At 41.9% G+C, this 23,048-nt stretch carries 28 protein-coding genes, 1 riboswitch and 1 other annotated feature; of the genes, 14 read left to right on the top strand and 14 right to left on the bottom strand.

Features of this window, described 5'->3' with window-relative positions; all coding sequences use genetic code 11:
• The first annotated feature begins 21 nt into the window (after positions 1-21).
• Positions 22-282 (top strand): hypothetical protein, encoded by a 261-nt coding sequence (locus tag JV16_RS05945; RefSeq protein WP_021095578.1) that lies wholly within the window; start codon positions 22-24, stop codon positions 280-282.
• A gap of 14 nt (positions 283-296) precedes the next feature.
• On the opposite strand, the gene JV16_RS05940 is transcribed toward JV16_RS05945, so the two are convergent.
• Positions 297-1,922: a putative polysaccharide biosynthesis protein gene (locus JV16_RS05940; RefSeq protein ID WP_021095577.1), complete on the bottom strand. Its 1,626-nt coding sequence runs from the start codon at positions 1,920-1,922 to the stop codon at positions 297-299.
• Positions 1,923-2,022: 100 nt separating this feature from the next.
• Between JV16_RS05940 and JV16_RS05935 the strand changes: the two genes are divergently transcribed.
• Positions 2,023-3,288: a BaiN/RdsA family NAD(P)/FAD-dependent oxidoreductase gene (locus tag JV16_RS05935; protein ID WP_021095576.1), complete on the top strand. Its 1,266-nt coding sequence runs from the start codon at positions 2,023-2,025 to the stop codon at positions 3,286-3,288.
• 50 nt (positions 3,289-3,338) lie between these two features.
• On the opposite strand, the gene JV16_RS05930 is transcribed toward JV16_RS05935, so the two are convergent.
• The 4 genes from JV16_RS05930 to JV16_RS05920 form a co-directional block, all read right to left on the bottom strand.
• Positions 3,339-3,635 carry a rhodanese-like domain-containing protein gene (locus tag JV16_RS05930; protein WP_021095575.1) on the bottom strand — a complete coding sequence of 99 codons (297 nt, stop codon included), beginning with the start codon at positions 3,633-3,635 and terminating at the stop codon, positions 3,339-3,341.
• A 61-nt stretch (positions 3,636-3,696) separates the two neighbouring features.
• Complete coding sequence (gene leuS, locus JV16_RS05925; protein WP_021095574.1) at positions 3,697-6,114, bottom strand: leucine--tRNA ligase; 2,418 nt, start codon at positions 6,112-6,114, stop codon at positions 3,697-3,699.
• A gap of 62 nt (positions 6,115-6,176) precedes the next feature.
• Positions 6,177-6,389 (bottom strand) — a binding site (T-box leader).
• A 286-nt stretch (positions 6,390-6,675) separates the two neighbouring features.
• Complete coding sequence (locus JV16_RS15765) at positions 6,676-6,816, bottom strand: hypothetical protein (protein ID WP_009361597.1); 141 nt, start codon at positions 6,814-6,816, stop codon at positions 6,676-6,678.
• 10 nt (positions 6,817-6,826) lie between these two features.
• Positions 6,827-7,090 carry a YtzC family protein gene (locus JV16_RS05920; protein WP_003397789.1) on the bottom strand — a complete coding sequence of 88 codons (264 nt, stop codon included), beginning with the start codon at positions 7,088-7,090 and terminating at the stop codon, positions 6,827-6,829.
• 124 nt (positions 7,091-7,214) lie between these two features.
• Between JV16_RS05920 and mnmL the strand changes: the two genes are divergently transcribed.
• Both mnmL and mnmM read left to right on the top strand, forming a co-directional pair.
• Positions 7,215-8,168: a tRNA modification radical SAM protein MnmL/YtqA gene (gene mnmL, locus JV16_RS05915; protein WP_021095573.1), complete on the top strand. Its 954-nt coding sequence runs from the start codon at positions 7,215-7,217 to the stop codon at positions 8,166-8,168.
• On the top strand, positions 8,165-8,737 hold the full coding sequence (gene mnmM, locus JV16_RS05910; RefSeq protein ID WP_021095572.1) for a tRNA 5-(aminomethyl)-2-thiouridylate-methyltransferase MnmM: 573 nt from the start codon (positions 8,165-8,167) through the stop codon (positions 8,735-8,737). The genes mnmL and mnmM overlap by 4 nt, the downstream gene beginning before the upstream one ends.
• Before the next feature lie 41 nt (positions 8,738-8,778).
• Here mnmM and JV16_RS05905 read toward each other — a convergent pair whose 3' ends face one another.
• The 3 genes from JV16_RS05905 to JV16_RS05895 are packed head-to-tail and all read right to left on the bottom strand — an operon-like array spanning position 8,779 to position 11,250.
• Positions 8,779-9,342 carry a Uma2 family endonuclease gene (locus JV16_RS05905; RefSeq protein ID WP_021095571.1) on the bottom strand — a complete coding sequence of 188 codons (564 nt, stop codon included), beginning with the start codon at positions 9,340-9,342 and terminating at the stop codon, positions 8,779-8,781.
• Between the two features lie 44 nt (positions 9,343-9,386).
• Positions 9,387-10,457, bottom strand: a complete 1,071-nt coding sequence (locus tag JV16_RS05900; RefSeq protein WP_021095570.1) for a tetraprenyl-beta-curcumene synthase family protein — start codon at positions 10,455-10,457, stop codon at positions 9,387-9,389.
• Positions 10,432-11,250 (bottom strand): alpha/beta hydrolase, encoded by an 819-nt coding sequence (locus JV16_RS05895; protein ID WP_021095569.1) that lies wholly within the window; start codon positions 11,248-11,250, stop codon positions 10,432-10,434. Before JV16_RS05895 ends, JV16_RS05900 begins: the two co-directional genes overlap by 26 nt.
• A gap of 82 nt (positions 11,251-11,332) precedes the next feature.
• On the opposite strand from JV16_RS05895, the gene JV16_RS05890 reads away from it, so the two are divergent.
• The gene (locus tag JV16_RS05890) at positions 11,333-11,863 is read left to right on the top strand and encodes a gamma carbonic anhydrase (RefSeq protein ID WP_021095568.1); all 531 of its coding nucleotides are present in this window, start codon (positions 11,333-11,335) and stop codon (positions 11,861-11,863) included.
• Positions 11,864-11,936: 73 nt separating this feature from the next.
• Positions 11,937-12,455 (top strand): phosphatase PAP2 family protein, encoded by a 519-nt coding sequence (locus JV16_RS05885; protein ID WP_021095567.1) that lies wholly within the window; start codon positions 11,937-11,939, stop codon positions 12,453-12,455.
• Positions 12,456-12,501: 46 nt separating this feature from the next.
• On the opposite strand, the gene metK is transcribed toward JV16_RS05885, so the two are convergent.
• Entirely contained in the window at positions 12,502-13,707 is a 1,206-nt protein-coding gene (gene metK / locus JV16_RS05880) for a methionine adenosyltransferase (RefSeq protein WP_003397777.1), read from the bottom strand.
• A 120-nt stretch (positions 13,708-13,827) separates the two neighbouring features.
• Positions 13,828-13,936, bottom strand: a riboswitch (SAM riboswitch).
• A 175-nt stretch (positions 13,937-14,111) separates the two neighbouring features.
• Between metK and pckA the strand changes: the two genes are divergently transcribed.
• From pckA to JV16_RS05855, 5 genes are all read left to right on the top strand, one after another.
• Positions 14,112-15,698, top strand: coding sequence for a phosphoenolpyruvate carboxykinase (ATP) (gene pckA, locus JV16_RS05875; RefSeq protein ID WP_042534705.1), 1,587 nt, complete (start codon positions 14,112-14,114; stop codon positions 15,696-15,698).
• Between the two features lie 113 nt (positions 15,699-15,811).
• Positions 15,812-16,783 carry an N-acetylmuramoyl-L-alanine amidase gene (locus tag JV16_RS05870; RefSeq protein WP_021095564.1) on the top strand — a complete coding sequence of 324 codons (972 nt, stop codon included), beginning with the start codon at positions 15,812-15,814 and terminating at the stop codon, positions 16,781-16,783.
• 50 nt (positions 16,784-16,833) lie between these two features.
• Positions 16,834-17,796 carry an energy-coupling factor ABC transporter permease gene (locus JV16_RS05865; protein WP_021095563.1) on the top strand — a complete coding sequence of 321 codons (963 nt, stop codon included), beginning with the start codon at positions 16,834-16,836 and terminating at the stop codon, positions 17,794-17,796.
• Positions 17,793-18,530, top strand: coding sequence for a cobalt ECF transporter T component CbiQ (gene cbiQ / locus JV16_RS05860; protein ID WP_021095562.1), 738 nt, complete (start codon positions 17,793-17,795; stop codon positions 18,528-18,530). Before JV16_RS05865 ends, cbiQ begins: the two co-directional genes overlap by 4 nt.
• Positions 18,527-19,255 carry an energy-coupling factor ABC transporter ATP-binding protein gene (locus tag JV16_RS05855; protein WP_035063435.1) on the top strand — a complete coding sequence of 243 codons (729 nt, stop codon included), beginning with the start codon at positions 18,527-18,529 and terminating at the stop codon, positions 19,253-19,255. The genes cbiQ and JV16_RS05855 overlap by 4 nt, the downstream gene beginning before the upstream one ends.
• A 22-nt stretch (positions 19,256-19,277) precedes the next feature.
• On the opposite strand, the gene desB is transcribed toward JV16_RS05855, so the two are convergent.
• Positions 19,278-20,363 carry a Delta(10) desaturase DesB gene (gene desB / locus JV16_RS05850; protein ID WP_021095560.1) on the bottom strand — a complete coding sequence of 362 codons (1,086 nt, stop codon included), beginning with the start codon at positions 20,361-20,363 and terminating at the stop codon, positions 19,278-19,280.
• A gap of 243 nt (positions 20,364-20,606) precedes the next feature.
• On the opposite strand from desB, the gene JV16_RS05845 reads away from it, so the two are divergent.
• Positions 20,607-20,849 carry a DUF2584 domain-containing protein gene (locus JV16_RS05845; protein WP_035063434.1) on the top strand — a complete coding sequence of 81 codons (243 nt, stop codon included), beginning with the start codon at positions 20,607-20,609 and terminating at the stop codon, positions 20,847-20,849.
• 268 nt (positions 20,850-21,117) lie between these two features.
• On the opposite strand, the gene JV16_RS15925 is transcribed toward JV16_RS05845, so the two are convergent.
• From JV16_RS15925 to JV16_RS05830, 4 genes are all read right to left on the bottom strand, one after another.
• Entirely contained in the window at positions 21,118-21,264 is a 147-nt protein-coding gene (locus JV16_RS15925; protein ID WP_235045449.1) for a hypothetical protein, read from the bottom strand.
• Positions 21,254-21,397, bottom strand: coding sequence for a hypothetical protein (locus tag JV16_RS15505; RefSeq protein ID WP_021095558.1), 144 nt, complete (start codon positions 21,395-21,397; stop codon positions 21,254-21,256). Before JV16_RS15505 ends, JV16_RS15925 begins: the two co-directional genes overlap by 11 nt.
• A 131-nt stretch (positions 21,398-21,528) precedes the next feature.
• Positions 21,529-21,723: a hypothetical protein gene (locus JV16_RS05835; protein WP_021095557.1), complete on the bottom strand. Its 195-nt coding sequence runs from the start codon at positions 21,721-21,723 to the stop codon at positions 21,529-21,531.
• Entirely contained in the window at positions 21,702-22,208 is a 507-nt protein-coding gene (locus tag JV16_RS05830; protein WP_244463793.1) for a polymorphic toxin type 50 domain-containing protein, read from the bottom strand. Before JV16_RS05830 ends, JV16_RS05835 begins: the two co-directional genes overlap by 22 nt.
• A 133-nt stretch (positions 22,209-22,341) precedes the next feature.
• Between JV16_RS05830 and JV16_RS15140 the strand changes: the two genes are divergently transcribed.
• Together JV16_RS15140 and JV16_RS05825 are read left to right on the top strand one after the other, a co-directional pair.
• Positions 22,342-22,545 (top strand): type II toxin-antitoxin system HicA family toxin, encoded by a 204-nt coding sequence (locus JV16_RS15140; protein WP_209428834.1) that lies wholly within the window; start codon positions 22,342-22,344, stop codon positions 22,543-22,545.
• A 27-nt stretch (positions 22,546-22,572) separates the two neighbouring features.
• Positions 22,573-23,004, top strand: a complete 432-nt coding sequence (locus tag JV16_RS05825) for a type II toxin-antitoxin system HicB family antitoxin (protein ID WP_021095555.1) — start codon at positions 22,573-22,575, stop codon at positions 23,002-23,004.
• Positions 23,005-23,048 lie beyond the last annotated feature (44 nt).

Here is a 23,048-nt window from a genome sequence, read left to right as displayed (position 1 = left end):
AAAGCGAAAGGAGTTTTCCAAATGGACGAACGCCAACAACAGCAACAAATGCCGGGCATGCCTTATTACGGAGGCTCTCCATTTACACCAGGATTCCCTGGTGGATTTCCGGGCACACCAGGATTTCCTGGAACACCAAGTTTTCCAAGCGGCTCCCTTGAACGTCGAGTTGATCGCCTCGAGCGCATCACAGAACGCCAACAACAACAAATTAACAACTTAAATCGACGTCTTCAACGCGTTGAACGTCAACTCGGATTCCCATTTAGCAGCGACTTTTAATACAAAGAAGAAGGCTATGACAAAGCCTTCTTTTCTTTCTTTTTTAAAAATGAAAAGCGATTTCCAAATAACGCATATAACAAATTCGAACGTTCACTTAAATAAAAGTAAACAGTCGCTCCGATCAATCCGCCGAGTGCGACGATGATGACCGATTGGATCATGCTACCGTTGTAATGAAGAAAACGATCCATCAGTTTTGCGACCGGCCAGACGACAGCACACATTATTGTTGTTAAAATCCCCATAAACAACATACGCTTGGCAACAAAATGATAACGATAATTTGTATACCGTTGAATGACCCATAAGTTTAAACTAACCGACAAAGCGTATCCAATCGTCGTTGCCAAAATAGCTCCTACCGTTTCAAACGAAACAATGAGTATGTAGTTAAAAAATAATTTAAACAATAATCCGATACATAAACTAATGACGGTAAATTTTTGTTTATTAATCCCTTGTAAAATGGCCGCCGTCACAGAAAATAAAGCAAAGAAAATAGCGGTCGGTGCGTATGCCCGCAACACCTCTGTGCCAAGTGGATCGTAGCTGTAAAAAGCGGCATATACATATTCAGATAAAAGCGCCATGCCAATGACTGCCGGCAACGTAATAAACATAACGACTTGAAACGTGTCATTTAAATATTTTTTTAGTTGCTTGCTCTCTCCTTGCACATACGCTTTTGTAATCGTCGGAATGAGCGTTAAGCTAAATGACGTCGCTAATGTTACTGGGATAATGACAAGCTTTTGTGCCCATACGTTGAAAATGCCGTATGCGTCCTCTGAAATGGCACCGAGCCCGATGCTTGCCATCGCTTTATTAAACGTAAATTGGTCAATGAGTTGATATAAAGGCATTGCTAAGCCAACAAAAGCAAACGGGGCAGCATAGGCAATCAATTCTTTATACATCTCTTTTAATGACATATGGATCGTACCGCGATCTTGCTTTAATAGTTCATCTAAAAACGATTTTCGCTTAAACCAATACATGAATAAAACAGCTAGTCCACCAACGGCACCGATAAATGCTGCAAACGTCGCCACTTGAATAGCCGTCACAAGCGAGCCGTCGAAGATGCGTAAAACGATGTAACTCCCTGCAAGCAAAAAGATGATGCGGACAAGTTGCTCAACGACTTGCGACAACGCTGTCGGCCCCATCGATTCATGACCTTGAAAAAACCCTCGAATTAAACTCATCATCGGCACAAGTAATAAAGCGAAACTAACTGCGCGAATGACAGAAGCAACATCCGCAATCGAGTTGCCGTGTCCGTCATCATTGACGACAAACGGGGCTAATAACGGGGCACTCATATATAAAATGAGCCAAGCGAGAAACCCTGTGATCGCCATTAACGTCATACCTGAACGAAACAATTTTCGTCCAATCGCATATTCGCCAAGTGCATTATATTTCGAAACAAACTTTGATACAGCTAGCGGCACCCCCATCGTTGCTATACTAATAAACAACGTATACGGAACGTAACCGTACGAATAAAGCGCTCCCCCTTGTTTCCCAACAAGTTGATAAAACGGGAAGACGTATATAAGTCCTAATATGCGCGATAAAAACACGCCTCCCGTTAAAATAAATGTGCCTCTTAACAACTTTGATGATGACATATTATCCCTTCCTTAACGGATTCATTGCTCCACCTATTTTAGCACACTTTTTTCTTTTCCATAAAATCATTATAATCATAACAGAAAGGACGTGAAAATGATGACATATGATGTCGTAGTCATCGGCGGGGGGCCGTCAGGATTAATGGCAGCGATCGCTGCTGGTGAACAAGGTGGACGCGTTCTCCTTCTTGATAAAGGAGATAAACTCGGACGAAAATTAGCCATTTCAGGCGGAGGCCGTTGTAATGTGACAAATCGACGACCAGTCGATGAACTCATTCAACATATCCCAGGAAACGGTCGTTTTTTATATCGTGCCTTTTCTATGTTTAATAATGAAGATATTATTCGCTTTTTTGAACGGCTTGGCGTTCCATTAAAAGAAGAAGACCACGGACGCATGTTTCCGGTAAGCGACAGCGCACAATCTGTCGTACAAGCTCTTCTTCGTGAATTGAAACGATGGCGTGTCGACGTTCGGGTTCATACCCCTGTAAAAGACATTGAATATAAAGATGGAGCAGTGTATGGCGTAACGCTGCAAACAGGGGAGATGATCCGGACGAAAGCGGTTGTTGTTGCCGCTGGAGGGAAATCTGTGCCGCATACCGGTTCGACAGGTGACGGTTATGCGTGGGCAGAAAAGGCTGGACATACGATTACAGAACTGTTTCCAACGGAAGTGCCTATTATTTCACATGAACCTTTTATTCAAAATCGGACGTTACAAGGACTATCATTGCGCGATGTGGCATTAAGCGTATTAAACGAAAAAGGGAAACCAATCGTCACACATCGGATGGATATGATTTTTACACATTTCGGTATTTCAGGACCAGCGGCATTACGATGTAGCCAATTTGTTGTGAAACAGTTAAAAAAACAATCGTCTGTGAACATGACGATTGATGCGTTGCCAGATGAAAAAGGGGAAATATTATTTCAACACATTGTGCGCACCATGAAAGAAGAGCCGAAAAAAGCAATAAAAAATATTGTCAAAGCAATCATGCCGCTTCCAGAACGATATGTACTATTTTTGCTTGAGCAAACAAAGATCGATCCACAAACGGTCGCAAGCACATTAAGTCACGACAAAGTGCGCACATTTATTGCGGCATGTAAAACATTCACTTTTTCTGTTCACGGAACGTTACCGCTTGAAAAAGCGTTCGTCACAGGCGGCGGTGTATCGGTCAAAGAAGTACATCCGAAAGAAATGGCATCTAAACTGATGAAAGGTTTATATTTTTGCGGAGAAATTTTAGATATTCACGGTTACACAGGAGGTTATAACATTACTGCAGCGCTCGTGACTGGTCGGCTTGCTGGCATGCATGCCGCGATATATGCGAAACAATAAGATCGTAAACGAGCGATCTTATTGTTTCTAAGGCAATCATGACATTTCAATTACTCAAGTTCGCCGTCCCAGCCGAGCATCCCGTCAATAACGTTACATACATCATAACCATGCGCCTCTAAATAACGACACACATGCTCACTACGAACACCAGAACGACAAATAATGACATACGTTTCATTTTTGTCTAGCTCGTTCATTCTTTCTGGAATATCCCCCATTTTTATATGTGTCGCTGATGGAATCATTCCAAAGGCGACTTCTTCGTCTTCGCGCACATCAATAACATGAACGCGCTCACCTGTTTGTATCATTTGTTTTAATTGTGCTGCTGTTATTTCTTTCATCGATCTCTCCCTTTCTTTTAACGAAAGCCTCTCACCGTATGTGCGAGAGGCTTGTTTGTAATTAATTTGCAACAATGTTCACTAGTTTTCCTGGGACAGCGATCACTTTACGTACAGTTTTTCCTTCAATTTGTTCTTTAATTTTTTCGTCCTCCATTGCCAATTGCTCAAGCTGTTCTTTTGTTGCATCAGCAGGAACGTGTAGTTTCGCACGCACTTTTCCGTTTACTTGAATGACGATTTCGACTTCATCTTCAACTAATTTCGCTTCATCGTATGCTGGCCAAGCTTCGTATGCGATCGTATTGTTATGTCCAAGCTTCTCCCATAATTCCTCAGCAATATGTGGACAAACTGGCGACAGCAACTTCACGAATCCTTCCATATATACTTTCGGTAATACAGGCGCTTTATATGCTTCGTTAATAAACACCATTAATTGTGAGATCGCGGTGTTGAAACGAAGCGCCTCGTAATCTTCTGTTACTTTTTTCACCGTTTGGTGATATACACGTTCAAGCGTATCTGTTCCTGGATTGTCAACGATTTTCGGATTTAATTGACCGTCTTCTTCAACAAATAGACGCCATACGCGATCTAAGAAGCGACGTGCACCGTCAAGCCCCTTTGTCGACCATGCGATCGACGCTTCCAAAGGTCCCATAAACATTTCATATAAACGCAACGTATCGGCTCCGTGACTTTCCACAATATCGTCCGGATTGACAACATTTCCTTTCGACTTACTCATTTTCTCATTGTTTTCTCCAAGAATCATTCCTTGGTTAAATAGCTTTTGGAACGGCTCTTTCGTTGGCACAACGCCGATATCGTATAAAAATTTATGCCAAAAACGTGCATACAATAAGTGCAACACCGCATGTTCTGCCCCGCCAATGTAAATGTCGACCGGCAACCATTTTTCAAGCTTTTCAGGATCAGCTAATTGCTTATCGTTATGTGGATCGATGTAACGCAAATAGTACCAACAACTTCCTGCCCATTGCGGCATCGTATTCGTTTCACGGCGTCCTTTTTTACCTGTTTTCGGGTCAACGACGTTCACCCACTCTTCGATGTTCGCAAGCGGTGATTCACCTGTTCCTGATGGTTTAATTTCATCTGTTTTCGGCAACACAAGCGGCAACTCTTCTTCTGGCACTGGCGTCATCGTTCCATCTTCCCAATGGATGATCGGAATCGGCTCGCCCCAATAACGTTGACGGCTAAATAACCAATCGCGAAGGCGATACGATACTTTTTTCTCTCCTTTTCCGTTTGCCTCTAGCCATTCAATCATTTTTTTCGTTGCTTCTTCTTTATTCAAACCGTTTAAGAAATCAGAGTTCACGTGTTCGCCGTCTCCTGTATATGCCTCTTTTGAAATGTCCCCACCAGCAACAACTTCTTTGATTGGCAAATGAAACTTTTTCGCAAATTCATAATCACGCTCGTCGTGTGCTGGCACCGCCATAATTGCCCCTGTGCCGTAACTCATTAGCACGTAATCAGCGATCCAAATTGGCAATTTCTCACCATTGGCTGGATTGATTGCATACGCCCCCGTAAACACACCTGTTTTTTCTTTCGCTAAATCGGTACGTTCGAGGTCGCTTTTACTTTGAATTTGTTTTAAATACGCATCAACAGCTTCCTTCTGTTCCGGTGTTGTAATTTTTTCAACGAGCGGATGTTCAGGGGCTAACACGGCATAAGTGGCACCGAATAACGTGTCTGGACGCGTTGTAAACACCGTAAACGTTTCATTATATCCATCGACTTGGAAATGAATGTTTGCTCCTTCCGAACGACCGATCCAGTTGCGCTGCATTTCTTTAATGCTTTCTGGCCAATCAAGTTCTTCTAAATCTTCAAGCAAACGATCCGCATACGCTGTAATGCGAAGCATCCATTGCTTCATCGGCTTGCGAATGACCGGGTGTCCCCCGCGCTCACTTTTTCCATCGATCACTTCTTCGTTCGCCAATACCGTCCCTAGCGCTGGGCACCAGTTCACCGGCACTTCATCCATGTATGCTAATCCTTTTTCATATAACTTTAAGAAAATCCATTGTGTCCATTTGTAATAGTTCGGATCAGTCGTATTCACTTCACGATCCCAGTCATACGAAAAACCTAATGATTTAATTTGACGGCGGAAGTTGTTAATGTTTTTTTCCGTAAATTCGGCCGGGTCATTTCCTGTATCTAGCGCATATTGCTCAGCTGGCAATCCGAACGCATCCCACCCCATTGGATGCAATACGTTATATCCTTGCATGCGCTTCATACGTGCTAAAATGTCCGTCGCTGTATATCCTTCTGGATGACCGACATGCAATCCTGCACCAGATGGATACGGGAACATGTCAAGCGCATAAAACTTTCGCTTTCCGTCATCTTCCGTCGTTTTGAACGTTTTATTTTCTTCCCAATACTTTTGCCATTTTTTCTCGATTTCACGATGATTAAAACTCACGTGACAAACCTCCTTTTTATCCATTTTAAACAAAAATGAAAAACAAAAAACCTCCCATCCCAAAAAGGGACGAGAGGATTCTCCCGCGGTACCACCCTTGTTAGCGCACGAATGGTGCACTCACTTTCATCATTAACGCAGATTCACGGCGCATGCTACTTCATTCGCACACGCAACTCCAAGGCGAGTTCGTAAACAAACTTCGGTTGACTCGCACCGTCCGTCAACTCTCTGCCGACCATTTGTTTACTACTACTCCTTTTCACCGTCATTTTCCATTATTTCATTATACACATTATTTTAAAAAATTTACGCCCTCGTTGCAAGTGTATTCATGTTAGTGAATCATATGTAAGATACATATATGATGTTAAAAAGAAACACTCGTTCCACTGAGATGCTATGAAAAAATGTTTATTGTACAAACCTATTCCTCGATCTTCGCCCACATTTCTTCGGGATTTAATTCATAAATACCGTGTCCTCCCTTCATTTGATATGTGTCTAATTAGATGAAGCAAGTCGAACAAAATCCACTCGGAGCATCTCCGAGTGGGGAAATTATGTTTCGTTATGATATTCCGCTTTCGCTTCTTGCCCTTTTTTTGCATTCCTTTGTTTCACTTCTTTTATCGGATCACCGAAATCTTTCGCATGCAACGTTTTTTGTTCTGGATTGTTTTGTTTCGAACGTTTTTTCATCTGTTTCCTCCTAATGACGAAGTAAAATCATATCGTTTTGTAGTTGTTCAAGCTGTAGACGCATGCGGTGTAATTGTTCGCGCTGTTGGGCGTTACAGCTTAACGAAAAATGCGCCAAATCGGTCACCGCATGTTCAAGCATTTGCTGAGCTTTTACATATTCTGTATCGTTATAATGTTCAAGCTTGCTCGCTTCTGTATATTGTTCTTTTGCATAGCGAAGCACATCTTCACAATGTTGCAAAAACTCGTCCATCGACTGTCTTGTCGCCATACGCATCCCTTCCTTTCTTCCTTATCGCTTTATAGTTTGTACATTTTCTTGTCATTTATCACAGCGCCATTGAGTTTCCCGCTTAAATCGTGCTACAATGCTAAAATGATGCGAGGTGATGAACATGAATCCTTTTCCATATACGAACGACAAGAAACGATACCATACATGGAATTATCATTTACGCCAAACGTTCGGTGAAAAAGTTTTTAAAGTGTCGCTTGATGCAGGATTCGATTGTCCAAATCGCGACGGTACAGTGGCATACGGTGGATGCACATTTTGTAGCGCAGCTGGTTCTGGTGATTTTGCTGGCAGACGAACAGACGATTTAGTCACCCAATTCCATACGATTAAAGAAAAAATGCATACAAAATGGAAAGATGGGAAGTATATCGCCTATTTTCAAGCGTTCACAAATACACATGCCCCCGTTGACGTGTTGCGTGAAAAATACGAAACGGTATTACATTTAGACGGTGTCGTCGGTTTATCGATCGCTACACGCCCTGATTGTTTACCGGACGACGTCGTCGACTATTTAGCGGAATTGAATGAACGAACGTATTTATGGGTCGAGCTTGGTTTGCAAACGGTTCATGAACAAACAGCTACCTTAATTAACCGCGCGCATGACTTTTCATGCTATGTGGAAGGTGTAGAGAAGCTACGCAAACATGGCATTCGCGTTTGTGCCCATATGATTAACGGATTGCCGCTTGAAACGTACGACATGATGATGGAAACAGCAAAAACGGTCGCTCATTTAGATGTGCAAGGCATTAAAATTCATTTGCTTCATTTGCTAAAAGGAACGCCAATGGTGAAACAATACGAAAAAGGAATGCTTCAATTTTTAACGTTCGATGAATATGTTCAACTCGTTTGTGATCAGTTAGAAGTATTGCCGCCAGAAATGATCGTTCATCGCATTACAGGAGACGGTCCGATCGATTTAATGATCGGTCCAATGTGGAGCGTCAATAAATGGGAAGTGTTAAACGCCATCGATGCCGAATTAGAGCGTCGCAATAGTTATCAAGGAAAAAAATATGTGCGAAAGGAAGACAGACGATGAAGCTGATGCGCATTTTGCCATTTGCCCGTTCGCTCATCGACTTCGCTGTGAAAGAAGGCGATGTCGTCGTCGATGCAACGGTCGGCAACGGCCATGATACGCTTTATTTGGCTGAACGTGTCGGAGAGTCTGGGCATGTGTTCGGCTTCGACATTCAAGCACAAGCGATCGAAAACACAACAAAACGATTGCGTGAACACCACATGGAAGAACGGGTCACGCTCGTGCAAGCAAGCCACGCGGAGCTGCTCGTTCACATCCCTCCACAATACAAAGGACGCATAACTGGCGCGATGTTTAACCTCGGTTATTTGCCTGGAGGGGATAAACAAATTGTAACAAAACCAAACTCAACGATTGCCGCCATTGAGCAATTGCTTGAAATCATGGCTCCTGAAGGAATTATTGTCCTCGTCATTTACCACGGTCATCCTGAAGGAGCGATTGAGCGCGATGCCCTTTTACAATACGTCTCAACGATCGACCAACAACGTGCACACGTCATTCGATACGAATTTATGAATCAAATCAATCATCCGCCGTTTATCGTTGCTATCGAGAAAAGATAAAAAAGTAGCGATCGGTCTTTCCTATCGCTACTTTTGCTTTGTTAGTGAAATATTTCTTCTAAATGAACAAACAAACCTGGAAAGCAAACAGATTGAACAGTTCCAACACTTACTTTAATATCCGCCTGCTCGTATAGCCTATCTTCATTTAATGCATAAACGGTCACGGCTTGTTTCATCGGATTGACAATCCAATATTCTTTTACACCATATTCCATATATAAATTAAACTTCGTCACTAAATCGTGCGCTTGATTCGAAGGACTGAGTATTTCAACAATTAACGTCGGAACTCCGACGTATTTTGTGTCTGTAAATCCTGTTTGATCACAAATAATGCTTAAATCAGGAATGACGAGTTTTCTTTCAGAACATGTTTCACTCACTAGCTCAATGTCTGTGAGAGCGGCAAATACTTTACATGTCTTTCCTTTCAAATAATTCCCGAATATTGTATGAAGATTGCTTGATACGAGTTGATGCTGGATGCTAGGTGAAGGTGTCATATAAACGACGCCATCAATGTATTCTAATCTTTCGTCACTATGTTGACGCATAATTAAATATTGTTCATACGTGACGTCTGAAGAGCGAGGTAACGACATATTCATCCCTCTCTTCTTTTCTTCCATTATACATCCGTTTTTCTTCACGCATACATCCATTTTTGCCATTTTCGATACATTCGCCCGTTCCAATAAAAGAAATGAGATGTTACGCCACCTGAGCGCAACAATTGTTTTGCCAGCTTACGAATCGCGTCTTGCTCGTGCACTTTTTCGTCCGATAAATATAGCCCGAGCAACCCCCGATGAATAAAACGATGAAATTCGCGATGTGGCAACTGTGCGATATGCCGATCTGCTTCTTCAACGAAATGACATAAACGAGCGAATAACGTTTCTTCATTCGGATAATAAAAACAAAAATTTAAATCCCCACCTTGCCGATCTTCTTCTTGATCAATCAAATAATCAAGTAAAATGTGCAGCCCTTGCACGTACGGGAAATAGCTATTTCGTACCCGTTCAGCAAGACGTTGATCAAACGAATCGGTACAAGCATAAGCGACTAAACAAAAAATACCGAGCGTTGACCCAGAACAAGCGGAAAATTCATACCATTCCATTTTCGGCAACAATGCTTCATGTTGGGCAAACCATTGCTTCAAACGCGGAATGCGTTCTTCTTTTTTCACATGTTTATGTACTTGTAAGTCGCAATAATATGATGCAAGTTCATGTAAAAACGGGGCGATGATATGATAATGCCGAACTTCCGCTAACACCTGTTGGCACGTATCGACAAGGGCGTGCAAATAACCACCATCATCTTGTTCCACTCGATAACGATAATATGCCTCTTTTTTTGCCCCGACAGTTAATGCATGCATCATCGAATCGTGCAGTGCACGAAAATCAGTCGGATCGAGCGATGTGCTTCGATCGCATAAATTATCTAAGTAATCGCTAATTGTTTGATAAGCAACGATAAAACGAATGCATCGCTCCATCTCTTTTCCAGCCAGCAACGACAAAATCGCTCCCCCTTCGCAATGGAACGTTTTTGTCGCGATGCTTGCTAACGCTTGTTTGCGCAGTTCCTCGTTTGGAATAGCCTCCGCTCTTTTTTTCCAAATAGCTAATTCGTGATGAACGATCGGAAAAACGCGACGATATACAGCTCGCATTAAACTAAAAGGATTTGTTGGAACGCTCAATAAGCTCACCTCTTTGCAGTTGCAACGTTAAAAACGTATGGGCATATAAAAATACTTGTTCTCGTTCAAGTTCGTTAAAAATTTCATGATATAGTTTTGGCCATTCTTTATACACTTTTTCACTAACCATCAACTGATCAAACCATGATTTCACTGCACTTTTATCCACAATTTTGTCATCCCCCGCCTGCATGACAAGCATCGGAACATCTGGTAATTGTGCAATTTTTTCATGAGCGATGCGAATCGCTTTCACTAACTCGCGATACCAACGAACAGACACTTTCGTCACATATAATGAATCGTTTTTATCCATCTCGCGCACTTCTTCATTTCGAGTCGCCATCTCTACCGTTAGCCCCGATGGAAACCGTTTTTTCGGATGAATGACGTTTAAAATGCGTGAGGCGATCTCAAGCGCTTTCGCCGGATAATGAACGAGCCCTAAACATGGGGACGATAAAATGACACCGCGGACAGGCAGTCGCTTTTCTTGCAATGTGCGAATGACGACAAGCCCTCCCATGCTATGGCCGAGTAAAAAAATGGGCTGTTCGTACACGCTCGCTTCATGCACCCAGCTTGCCACCGCTTCTATATATTCGTCAAATGAATCAATATGTCCTCGTCGGCTACGCGATGTCGTCCCTTGCCCTGGTAAATCCCCTGCAACAACATGAAAACCGTGCATACGAAACATTTCAATGAGCCATTTATACCGACCATGATGTTCAGCAGCACCGTGAACGATGACAATGGTACCTTTTGCGTTTTCTCCTTCCCATTTCCACATATACACCCCTCCTTGTTATTTACGAATAAACGAAAAATTTGTACACTAAATATAACAAAATGAAACGAAAGGGACGAGCCAAATGATTTATCCATATAAAGAACATACGCCAAACATTGCACCTTCCGCTTTCATCGCCGATTACGTCACTATTACAGGTGATGTAACCATTGGAGAGGAAACGAGCGTTTGGTTTAACACCGTCATTCGCGGAGATGTCGCCCCAACGATCATCGGCAACCGTGTAAACATTCAAGACAACTCCGTCCTTCACCAAAGTCCAAACAACCCACTCATCATTGAAGATGATGTCACCGTTGGCCATCAAGTCATTTTGCATAGTGCCATTATAAGAAAAGGCGCTCTCATCGGTATGGGCTCTATCGTTTTAGACGGTGCTGAAATTGGTGAAGGAGCTTTTATCGGTGCTGGCAGTCTTGTGCCTCAAGGGAAAAAAATTCCCCCTCGCACACTTGCATTCGGACGTCCGGCAAAAGTGATCCGAGAATTAACCGAAGAAGATGAGCGTGAAATGGCACGAATTCGCCGCGAATATGTTGAAAAAGGTCAATATTATAAATCGCTTCAATTAAACAAACCACGCGATAAATAAGCGTGGTATTTTTACATTGCTTTATTATTGACTTAACATATATATTTTATCATAAGTTCAGGGGGATTTGCTTATGTTGCGAAAATGGTACGATTGGGAATGCAAGTTGTTTTACAGCATTAATCGTTATTTTGATCGCAAGTGGCTTAACGCATATTTTCGTTCGATTACACACGCTGGCGGAGCGACATGTTCAATTACGGCTGTCATGCTAGCTGTTTGGCTGTTGCGTGACGAATGGCGGGATGCTGCTATCGCCAGTGCCATCGCATTAGCACTTAGCCATATTCCTGTCGCAATGATGAAAAAAATGTACCCACGCAAACGACCGTATATTTCACTTCATAACACGAAAGTAACAAAAAATCCGTTAACTGATCATTCATTTCCATCCGGACATACAACCGCAGTATTTTCTGTCATCATTCCATTTTTACTATACGCTCCGGCATTAACGATTTGGCTCTTGCCCATCGCGTGTAGCGTCGCGATTTCGCGCATTTATTTAGGACTCCATTATCCATCTGATGTGCTTGCAGGCTGTATGCTCGGTACGTTGTTTGGCGTCGCTTCATTTTCTGTTCTTACTTAAAAAAGTAAGAAAGGAGAGCTACATCTTGTAACTCTCCCTTTTTTCTTTACTTCGCTAACTGTAACGCTTGTTGTTTTAATGCTTCCGCTTTATCTGTACGCTCCCAAGGAAGATCAATGTCCGTGCGACCGAAGTGACCATAAGCTGCTGTTTGCTTATAAATCGGGCGACGGAGATCGAGCATTTTAATAATGCCTGCTGGACGAAGATCAAAGTTATTGCGAACAACTTCGATTAAAATATCTTCAGATACTTTACCTGTTCCGAACGTATCAATCGAAATAGATACTGGCTTCGCAACACCGATCGCGTACGCTAGCTGCACTTCACATTTATCCGCAAGACCTGCCGCAACGATGTTTTTTGCTACATAGCGAGCGGCATATGCTGCCGAACGGTCCACTTTTGTTGGATCCTTTCCTGAGAACGCTCCACCACCGTGACGAGCATAACCGCCGTACGTGTCAACGATAATTTTACGTCCTGTCAAGCCTGCATCGCCTTGTGGACCACCAATTACGAAGCGACCTGTTGGGTTGATGAAATATTTTGTGTTTTCGTCGATCAATTCTGCTGGAACGACAGGCTTAATGACATGCTCCTTAATGTTGCGCACAATTTGATCTTGTGTAATTTCTGGATGATGTTGTGTAGAAACAACGATCGTATCGATGCGCACAGGCTTACCATTTTCATCGTACTCGACCGTTACTTGCGTCTTTCCGTCCGGACGTAAGTAAGGTAAAATGTCTTCTTTACGCACTTCTGATAAACGGCGCGCAAGTTTATGGGCGAGCGAAATTGGAAGCGGCATAAGCTCTTTCGTTTCGTTGCACGCGAAGCCAAACATTAATCCTTGGTCCCCTGCACCGATCGCTTCAATTTCTTCGTCTGTCATTTGTCCTTCACGCGCTTCTAACGCTTTGTCAACACCCATCGCAATGTCTGGTGATTGCTCATCAATTGACGTTAATACGGCGCACGTATCTGCGTCAAAACCGTATTTCGCACGCGTATAGCCAATTTCACGAATCGTTTCGCGAACAATTTTCGGAATATCTACATATGTAGATGTCGTAATTTCTCCGCTCACTAAAACAAGTCCTGTTGTTACGCTCGTCTCGCATGCAACACGCGCATTTGGATCATTTGCTAAAATCGCATCTAAAATCGCATCGGAAATTTGGTCGCAAATTTTATCCGGATGCCCTTCCGTTACAGATTCAGATGTAAACAGACGACGTTTAGGCATTTAAACATTCCTCCTCAGTATAATGGCAAATGATACGGTACTCATCCCTCTTATTATGGTCTATCGTGAAAAAAACCTTTCCCTCAGAGGAAAGGTTTTTGCATTTGTCTGCGCCTTTCACTCTTATCGTTCAAGGGCGTTCCCTTGCCACAGGTTAGCACCTTTTCACGCATGTGACGGTTGCTGGGTTTCATCGGGCCTGTCCCCCTCCACCAACTCGGGATAAGAGTATCCGTTCATTTCAGCATCATATCACATCTGTATGAAGCGAGTCAATGTTTTTTATGCCACAACGATCTTGAAAATAAATTCAAGAAAAATACATGAATTAGTATGGATTATTTATTAAAATGTGTTATACTTTTTACATGAAGAATAAATCAAACAAAGGTAGGTTTTGTCCAATGAATTCCATTGAACTGACAAACAAATTATCAACACTCTTGCAAAGGGATGGGGTTTTTCATAACTTATCTGTACCACGATTAGTAGAAAAAGTGTTAACTCGTCAAGAAGGCATTCTCACTTCATCCGGTGCTGTTTGCGCAACGACCGGAAAATATACAGGCCGTTCCCCAAAAGATAAATATATCGTTGAAGAACTATCTGTTAAACATAAAATTGACTGGGGAACAGTTAATCAACCAATTTCCGAAGAAGTGTTTGATCGTCTTTACAATAAAGTCGTTGATTATTTAATGACAAAAGAAGAAGTGTTCGTATTTAACGGTTTTGCGGGTGCCGATCCAGCTTATCGTTTACCTATTCAAGTAGTGAATGAGTTTGCTTGGCATAATTTATTCGCTCATCAATTATTCATTCGTCCAACAGCAGAGGAACTAAAAACACACGAGCCGCAATTTACAGTCATTTCTGCTCCAACGTTTAAAGCTGATCCAGCTGTAGACGGCACACGTTCAGAAACGTTTATTATCATCTCATTTGAACGTCGCACAGTGCTCATTGGTGGAACAGAGTATGCTGGCGAAATGAAAAAATCCATTTTCTCTGTAATGAACTTTTTATTACCAGAACAAGGAATTTTCCCGATGCACTGCTCAGCAAACGTAGGGCAAGAAGGAGATGTCGCACTCTTTTTCGGTTTATCCGGCACAGGAAAAACGACTCTTTCTGCTGATCCAAGCCGTCGCTTAATCGGCGATGATGAGCACGGGTGGTCGAACAACGGCGTCTTTAATATCGAGGGCGGTTGCTATGCAAAATGCATCAATTTATCGCGCGAAAAAGAGCCTCAAATTTTCGATGCCATTCGCTTCGGCTCTGTATTAGAAAACGTCATCGTCGATCCAGACACGCGCATACCAAACTACGATGATGCGACACTTACCGAAAATACGCGCGCTGCGTATCCGCTCGAAGCGATGGACAATATTGTTCAACCGAGCGTGGCGGGTCATCCACATACAATCGTCTTTTTAACAGCAGATGCGTTCGGTGTATTGCCACCAATTAGCAAACTAACGAAAGAACAAGCGATGTACCATTTTTTAAGCGGCTACACGAGCAAACTCGCTGGTACGGAACGCGGAGTAACATCGCCTGAAGCAACGTTTTCTACTTGCTTTGGCTCACCGTTTTTACCGCTTCCTGCAACACGCTATGCAGACATGCTCGGACAAAAAATTGACGCTCATGGCGTGCAAGTATTTTTAGTCAACACCGGTTGGACAGGAGGCGGATACGGTGTTGGTGAACGGATGAAACTGTCTTATACGCGCGCAATGGTCAAAGCTGCGTTGGAAGGCGAATTAAACAACGTAGAAACCGTTCAAGACCCAATTTTCGGTCTGCATATTCCGCTTCACGTCCCAGGTGTACCTGATGAAGTATTGCAACCAAAAAGCACATGGGCAGATCAAGAAGCATATGAACAAAAAGCAAAAGAACTTGCGGCGAAGTTCCGTGAAAACTTTAAAAAATTCACAAACGTTGATCCACGCATTGAACAATTCGGGGGACCGATCGCATAAATGAAAAGGCTGCCTGTTTTCGGCAGCTTTTTCATTTTTCATATGTTCGTACAAACCATTTCATTCAATGAAACATATAGTAGTACATAGAAATAAAGAAAAGGAGGCTAAAAATGAATGAACTATTTGCGATTCCTCAATTAAAAGATATACGCCACCTTCTTCCCACTCGCTCTGGCCAATCGTATAAAAAAACAACACTTGAACAAAAAACGCACATCATTATTCATCATAGTTTAACGAAAACAGGCTCGGCATTTGCGTTCGCCAATTATCATGTAAGCAAAGGATGGCCAGGCATCGGATACCATTTTGTCATTGAACAAGACGGAACGATTCATTTTTGTAACGACTTAGAAACGATTAGTTACCATGTCGGCAACCATAACACTTATTGCATCGGCATTTGTTTAACGGGCGATTTTCGCACACAACAACCGACGGATGAACAAAAACAATCATTGAGAACGTTATATAAAACGCTGGTAAACATCTTGCCGAACTATAAAGATGTGAAAGGACATAATGAGCTAAAAGGATATGAATGGAAACAATGCCCTTGTTTTAACTATGCGCAAGTATTAGCAGAAAAAGAAAACATCGAAATAAAAGAAGAAGTCAAACTGTATACCGTCGAACGAGGAGATACGCTATGGGCCATTAGTCAAAAAACAGGGGGAAGTGTAAAAACGTTATTGCGCCTAAATCCAAACGTGGATCCAAGAGCGTTACAGCCCGGGCAACAAATAATCATTGAAAAACTAGTAAAAAAAGAAGAAGTGAAAACTCCATCACAACCATCCAATCAAACACCGAAACAACAAAACATAGTCGAACAACTGATCAGTAAGCTTCCAAATAAAGTATTGCGATATGGCGATCGCGGCGAAGACGTTCGCACCTTACAACAAGCGCTAAATATGATCAATTTTAAATGCGGAGCAGAAGACGGAGTATTTGGCAAAAAAACGTTAGATGCCGTGAAACGAGTGAACCTTATGTTTTCAGGCGGAAATAAAAATGGTGTTTATGACGAAAAGACGAAAAATTATATAATAAGCAAACTTAGAGAAAAAATGAAATAGCTTTCCATAACATATCTCCCCTATAATAAGGTGTAAGGGGGGATATTTTTATGCATATGGCAGATGCACTTATTTCACCTGCAGTAGGAATGGCGATGTGGGGGGCTACGGCGGGTGTAGCAAGCTACTCATTAAAAAAATTAAACATGGAAGCAGATGAAAAAAAACTGCCGCTGATGGGGGTGCTTGGAGCATTTGTATTTGCAGCGCAAATGATTAACTTTACCATTCCTGGTACAGGATCGAGCGGACATTTAGGTGGTGGATTGTTACTTGCCGCTTTGCTAGGTCCTTATGCAGCTTTTTTAACGTTAGCCGTCGTTTTATTTATTCAGGCACTCTTTTTTGCAGATGGCGGACTGTTAGCATTCGGATGCAACGTGTTCAATCTCGGCTTTTACACATGTTTTATCGCATATCCACTTTACAGACGACTCATTCGCCGAACAAACATCTGGTTTGCTTCCATCATCGCTGCCGTCGTTGGATTGCAACTTGGGGCATTTAGCGTCGTCGTTCAAACGTTGTTATCCGGAAAAGTCGAATTACCATTTACGACGTTCGCTTTATTTATGCAACCGATTCATTTGGCGATTGGCATTGTAGAAGGAATGGCTACAGCAGCTGTCATCTCATTTGTGATGAAAGCAAAGCCAGAACTTTCAACAACAAATACACCGACAAATCGTCTCATCGGGACACTCGGTTTGCTTGCGCTTCTCATCGGTGGCATTTTTTCATCCATCGCTTCGTCCAAACCAGATGGATTAGAATGGTCTATTTTACGCACAGCAGGTACGGAGGAACTACATGCAACAACAGCACTCCACACCGCACTAGAACGTCTCCAACAATCGCTCGCTTTGTTGCCTGATTACAATTTGAAAAATGGGGGCGCTTCGATCGGTTGGTTAGACATCGGCACAAGCGTTTCTGGCATCGTCGGTGTATTTATCGTTGCAATAGCAATGCTCGTACCATACATCATGAAAAAATGGAGAAAAGAAGCGTGATCCATGCACATATGTCAAATATGAAAAAGCGACGACATGATGTTCATCCGTTAAGCATGCTCATTATAACGTTTACATACATCTTCGTCGTCGCCTCGTTTCACACGTATGCGTTTATTGAACTCGTTCCATTATCGCTTTATCCAATCACAATGATCGTTTTTTATCGTCTTTCTATTCGCCATATTAAACGCGTACTGCTCGCTTCTCTACCATTTATTACAGTTATAGGGGCTTCACAGCTGTTTTTCATTCATGAACACGTATCGTTTTTTCATTGGCGTATAGAAGCAGGATGGCTGTCATTCGCTACTTTGCTTGTAAAAAACACGCTTGCCGTTCTTGCTGCAACAGTGTTGTTTTTGACGACACCGATCGAGCAACTTGCAGGTGCGCTCCTTTCGTTGCGCATTCCTCGTCTGCTCGTTATACAATTGCTTTTGACATATCGATATATTTTTTTATTTTTAGAAGAAGCAAAACGACTTCGTCAAGCGTATATGTTGCGCGCACCGAACCATCGCGCCATCCAATTATCCGTTTGGGGATCGCTCGTTGGACATTTGTTACTGCGAACATTTGAACGTGCCGAGCGCGTGTATGAAGCGATGACGTTGCGCGGGTTTTCTATTCAACGTATGCATATAAAAATAAAACGATGGACAACAAAAGAGAGAATTTACACGTACGTCACAGTTATATTGTTCATCGTTTATCGTTTGGTGGTCATATGATGATAAACGTATCGAATATTTGTTACATATACCCAGATGGTCATGAAGCCATTCGTAATATTTCTTTTTCTGTTCAACAAGGAGAATGCATCGGCATCATTGGAGCAAACGGTGCAGGAAAATCAACGTTATTAAAACTGCTCGTCGGTTTATATATGCCACAAAAGGGACATATCGTCATCGATAATATGCACATGTCGAAACAAACGTTACGACACATTCGTCGCATCGTTGGCTTTACATTTCAACAAGCCGATGATCAATTATTTATGCCAACCGTTTACGATGACGTCGCGTTTGCGCTTCGAAATGACGGGATGAATGAAAATGAAGTAAGCCAACGAGTAATAAACGCTTTAACGCTTGTCGGTGCGATTCATGTCAAAGACCGCCCACCTTATCGTTTATCAGAAGGAGAAAAGCGGCTCGTTACTTTAGCAACTGTGCTTGCGATGGAACCGAAAATATTGCTGATGGACGAGCCGACGGCAGCGTTAGATCCGAGAGCAAGACGAACGCTCATTCATCTCGTTCAATCGTTATCACATACAAAAATCATAACAACGCACGATCTCGACTTTGTGCTTGAATGTTGCGAGCGAACAATTGTACTCGCAAACGGAACGATCGCATATGACGGTCCAACAGAAGCTGTATTAACGAACGAACCGTTTTTACACGAACATCATTTAGAACTTCCCCTTATGTTGCAAGGGAAAAAATAAAGCGCGGCTCATTGGCCACGCTTTATTTTTGCTTCACCATTTTTTGTTTGACTACAACATTTTCTTTCGTTTTGTACGAAAGATCATCTATGTTTAATCCATTTCCGAGCGTTCCGTATACATATCCTTCGCGAGGCTCGATGAGTTCTGTTTGTTCATAATAAAGCCGTGGCGTTTTCCATAGCGCAATTAACGCTTTTGTCATCGGCATTTCATGATACCGTTCCGGCCATAGTTGTTTAATATATTGTTTGACTAGCGGGTAATATTTTGAACTCATTGCTGGGAATAAATGATGTTCTGTATGGTGTGAAAAGTTAAAATGCAACACATCCACCCACTTTGGAACAATGACCGTTAAGCTATTAGCTAGTGGATCGTTAACTGGAACGAGCGGATTTAAACGATGGTTCGTCGAAATATATCCCATAACGATTGCATTTCCAATGAGCAACGGAATAACGAACGCAAAGAGCCATTTTTCCACTCCGATCATCAGCAATAACCCAATCCATACCGACCATGGCAATACAAACTGCCAAAATACTGCGCGACGACTTCCTTTTTCAAACTCCTTCCAAAAATGAAGAAGCATATGAAGCGAATGAACGGTAAACATCCCTGCTAAAGACAAAAACGAAAAAGCCGCACGAATCGGAAACGGAATGCGATAAATCCAACGGAGGAAACGACTTTGAGCTAAACGTTTTATCGTTGGCCACGCGTCAGGATCGAGCTCCTCATGTTGCGTATGCACATGATGTGTCGCGTTATGCCACTTTCGCCATAGCTTCGGACCTGTGCAAAGCGGTAAAAACGCAATGCCACCTAACAAATCACGAAGCCATGCCCGTTTGACTACCGTCCCATGCAAAATTTCATGCCCTAAAAACCCTAATCCAGCAAAACAAAATCCAATAACAACTGAAAGCAATCCGTTCCATAACCAATGGAGATCAAATAAAGAAATCGTTACAATGCTACTAACTAAAACGAGCATGTAAGCAAGGCCACCAAACAGACGAGACGGAACAGGACGGAACGCTTCCTCAGGCAAATACGGGGCAATGCGAGCCGCGTACCACCCGAATGAATGAAATTGTTTCATGTAACAAAAAACTCCCCTCATACGTAAAAACTTCGCTTCAAAAAGAAATGAATATTCAAACATCTCCCTCTAAAGCTTACTGTCATCGTATCACTTATATTCTTGTCCTGTCAACAACATTTATTACCTGATCATATTATTTATTTATATTATGTAGTATAAATCTCTTGAATACAGTTGTATAACAACGATAAATGTGTTTCAATGAAAGTGAACATACCGAGAAAGTTTGGGGTGAAACAGATGGGCATGCCGTTAGAAATACAAACGATGATCGTCACAAACGGAAAAGAAAAACGAATTGAACACAACTTATTTTTGTTGCAAAAAGAAGGCTATCGCTTATATCCACTTGATGTGCCGTTAGAAGTAAGACGAACAAAACACGGAGAAGCAACCGGACAAGCTGTCGTTAAAAAACTTGTCCTTGAGAACGGAACAACGATCGTTACATACGAATTAATTGCTTTACATTCGATTAATTAAACCGTCGAGCGATATGCTCGGCGGTTCAAGATGTTGAAAAAGTATGTTGTCAAGAAAAAGTTCACTTCTCTCGTGAACTTTTTCTTGTGTGTGATGAAAAATTCGGCGTTTGCCGATAAATACGAAGATGGAACAATAATCAACGGAATCCTATCCATTTAAACTCGCCCTTTCATCAGGGCATCTTGTGCGATATCAGACGATTTGATGAAAAGAATGATCAAAATAAGCTATACGCCCAACTAACGGAACTTTCAAATCTGTAATCCTAGAGCGCTTCACAGGAGTTATTCTTTGTAATTGATGCTGTCGCTGTTGTGCCTGCGTTTGTGCAAATGACCGCAAAACGATAAATATCCACCTCTGGAACAACGACTTCACCAATTTGACGTGCAAGTGCCTTCCTAGCTTCCATGACACTCATCGTATCTTACTTCGAAGTCATCCACTTTCGCTTTTTGTGCCTCCACCGAATTTCCATTTAAATCCATAATTTTGTCAATAACGTCTTTTTCAAGACCCAAACTTTCGAGAAATTCGCGTTTCATGGTATTCCTCCTTTGGTTACGTTTTTTAACGTGGTTACGGCCACGAACCCTTTTGTTCTTTAACGTCTACAAATAGTAAAAAGACGAGGATAAATAAAAAAGCACGTAACCTTTTTTAACTGGTTAGGTGCTTATTCTATGATTTCGATTGACTTAATTTCTGGTTCACCGACACCGATATATTTCCCCTCAACAAACATGTCGAGGCTGTCATAATCATCATCAGTATCTTCCTGGTCGGTGTAATCTTGGACAATCCCCTCTAATATTTCACCATCTTTGAGAGTAACCCTTATTTTCTTCCCTACATATTCCCATAATCCCAATGCTTCATCCCCCTTTCTTTTATTAAAGTTGGAACAATATGAGTTCCTGTCTTACTATAATGTATTTTAAAGTCTTTTGTTTTTACTTCTTCTCCCATTGTTTGATCCACATATACCCCGATATATTTATCACCTTTTATGAGTTCTTTATTTATCCATTTTCCTTTGCCGCTGAATTGAAGTATGCTAGTACCAGCATATTTCTTCACTAATTCATTGGCTTCCTCGTAAGAAATCGTTAAATAGCTTGGCGGGTGAAGACCTTTTGCTGCATTACGCTCAACATAGTCAAGATAGCGTTTATGAGATGGATTATGCTTGTCATAATGGTTTCGACTGTGCTCCAACTTATAAACACCATTACGAATATCAGCCCGTATCTGCTCTTCTAGCGCTTGTCCTTTCTCTCTTTCTTTACGTTGAGCCTCAATCTTTGGTTTCAATACATTTTTATTATACCACTTATCATACGAAATAGAATCCACCAATCCATTCATCAACTGACGTGTTTGACTAGATACTCAAAAAGGAGCACTTCTATATATTAGTGGCATTTACACAGCAAAAAATAAAGCAAAAATCACTTAACACGTATTTTTTATACGTGTTATAATAAAAATGTGGGAAGGGGGAATAAACATTTCATCGAAAGAACTGATTAAATTACTGGAAAAAGACGGATGGTACTTACATAGAATAGTCGGTAGCCATCACCATTTCAAACACCCAACGAAAAAAGGAACGGTAACCGTTCCCCATCCGCGCAAAGATTTAAAACCCGGGACATTACACCCAATACTAAAGCAGGCAGGGCTGAAATAGCCCTCCTGTGAAAGGAGGTTTTTTGTATTGGCTAAATATTATTTTCCAGCGATTTTCGACCCTGGTACTGACGGAAGTGAAGGGTATACTGTTACTTTTCCTGACCTTCCAGGATGCATCACAGAAGGTGAAACGCTTGAAGAAGCTTTTCGCATGGCAAAGGACGCTTTGGAAGGTTATCTATATGGAATGGAAGAAGATAACGAATTCATCCCTTCTCCCTCCAATCCGAAAGATATTGAATTGCCAAAAGGGGCTTTCGTTTCTGTCATCGAAGCAAGAACCGACTACATTCGCGAAGAAATGGCCAACAAAGCTATTAAGAAAACATTAACGATTCCAAAATGGCTAAACGATGCCGCAGAAGCAGAGGGAATCAATTTTTCACAATTGTTGCAATTTGCGATTAAAGAACGTCTAGGAATCAACGTTCGAAACGATTTTGATTTCAAACGATGAACGCAAAAGTATCTTCAGCTACGCATGCAGAAGAGGTTTTCAGC

Origin of the sequence: Anoxybacillus ayderensis (assembly GCF_000833605.1) — a bacterium.
GTDB classification, from domain to species: domain Bacteria; phylum Bacillota; class Bacilli; order Bacillales; family Anoxybacillaceae; genus Anoxybacillus; species Anoxybacillus ayderensis.
The sequence above is the reverse complement of the archived record's forward strand: the minus strand, read 5'-3'. Positions and strand labels throughout refer to the sequence as shown.

Bases quoted from the DNA above. Each gene is read 5' to 3' on its own strand.
- JV16_RS05940 (WP_021095577.1), bottom strand. From the start codon at position 1,922: ATGTCATCATCAAAGTTGTTAAGAGGCACATTTATTTTAACGGGAGGC.
- JV16_RS05845 (WP_035063434.1), top strand. From the start codon at position 20,607: ATGGGCATGCCGTTAGAAATACAAACGATGATCGTCACAAACGGAAAA.
- JV16_RS05885 (WP_021095567.1), top strand. From the start codon at position 11,937: ATGTTGCGAAAATGGTACGATTGGGAATGCAAGTTGTTTTACAGCATT.
- JV16_RS05895 (WP_021095569.1), bottom strand. From the start codon at position 11,250: ATGTGGAAATGGGAAGGAGAAAACGCAAAAGGTACCATTGTCATCGTT.
- JV16_RS05930 (WP_021095575.1), bottom strand. From the start codon at position 3,635: ATGAAAGAAATAACAGCAGCACAATTAAAACAAATGATACAAACAGGT.
- JV16_RS05905 (WP_021095571.1), bottom strand. From the start codon at position 9,342: ATGTCGTTACCTCGCTCTTCAGACGTCACGTATGAACAATATTTAATT.
- JV16_RS05920 (WP_003397789.1), bottom strand. From the start codon at position 7,090: ATGGCGACAAGACAGTCGATGGACGAGTTTTTGCAACATTGTGAAGAT.
- mnmM (WP_021095572.1), top strand. From the start codon at position 8,165: ATGAAGCTGATGCGCATTTTGCCATTTGCCCGTTCGCTCATCGACTTC.
- JV16_RS05935 (WP_021095576.1), top strand. From the start codon at position 2,023: ATGACATATGATGTCGTAGTCATCGGCGGGGGGCCGTCAGGATTAATG.
- metK (WP_003397777.1), bottom strand. From the start codon at position 13,707: ATGCCTAAACGTCGTCTGTTTACATCTGAATCTGTAACGGAAGGGCAT.
- JV16_RS05945 (WP_021095578.1), top strand. From the start codon at position 22: ATGGACGAACGCCAACAACAGCAACAAATGCCGGGCATGCCTTATTAC.
- JV16_RS05870 (WP_021095564.1), top strand. From the start codon at position 15,812: ATGAATGAACTATTTGCGATTCCTCAATTAAAAGATATACGCCACCTT.
- JV16_RS05890 (WP_021095568.1), top strand. From the start codon at position 11,333: ATGATTTATCCATATAAAGAACATACGCCAAACATTGCACCTTCCGCT.
- JV16_RS05865 (WP_021095563.1), top strand. From the start codon at position 16,834: ATGCATATGGCAGATGCACTTATTTCACCTGCAGTAGGAATGGCGATG.
- pckA (WP_042534705.1), top strand. From the start codon at position 14,112: ATGAATTCCATTGAACTGACAAACAAATTATCAACACTCTTGCAAAGG.
- JV16_RS05855 (WP_035063435.1), top strand. From the start codon at position 18,527: ATGATGATAAACGTATCGAATATTTGTTACATATACCCAGATGGTCAT.
- JV16_RS15505 (WP_021095558.1), bottom strand. From the start codon at position 21,397: ATGAAACGCGAATTTCTCGAAAGTTTGGGTCTTGAAAAAGACGTTATT.
- JV16_RS15765 (WP_009361597.1), bottom strand. From the start codon at position 6,816: ATGAAAAAACGTTCGAAACAAAACAATCCAGAACAAAAAACGTTGCAT.
- desB (WP_021095560.1), bottom strand. From the start codon at position 20,363: ATGAAACAATTTCATTCATTCGGGTGGTACGCGGCTCGCATTGCCCCG.
- JV16_RS15140 (WP_209428834.1), top strand. From the start codon at position 22,342: ATGTGGGAAGGGGGAATAAACATTTCATCGAAAGAACTGATTAAATTA.
- JV16_RS15925 (WP_235045449.1), bottom strand. From the start codon at position 21,264: ATGGAAGCTAGGAAGGCACTTGCACGTCAAATTGGTGAAGTCGTTGTT.
- mnmL (WP_021095573.1), top strand. From the start codon at position 7,215: ATGAATCCTTTTCCATATACGAACGACAAGAAACGATACCATACATGG.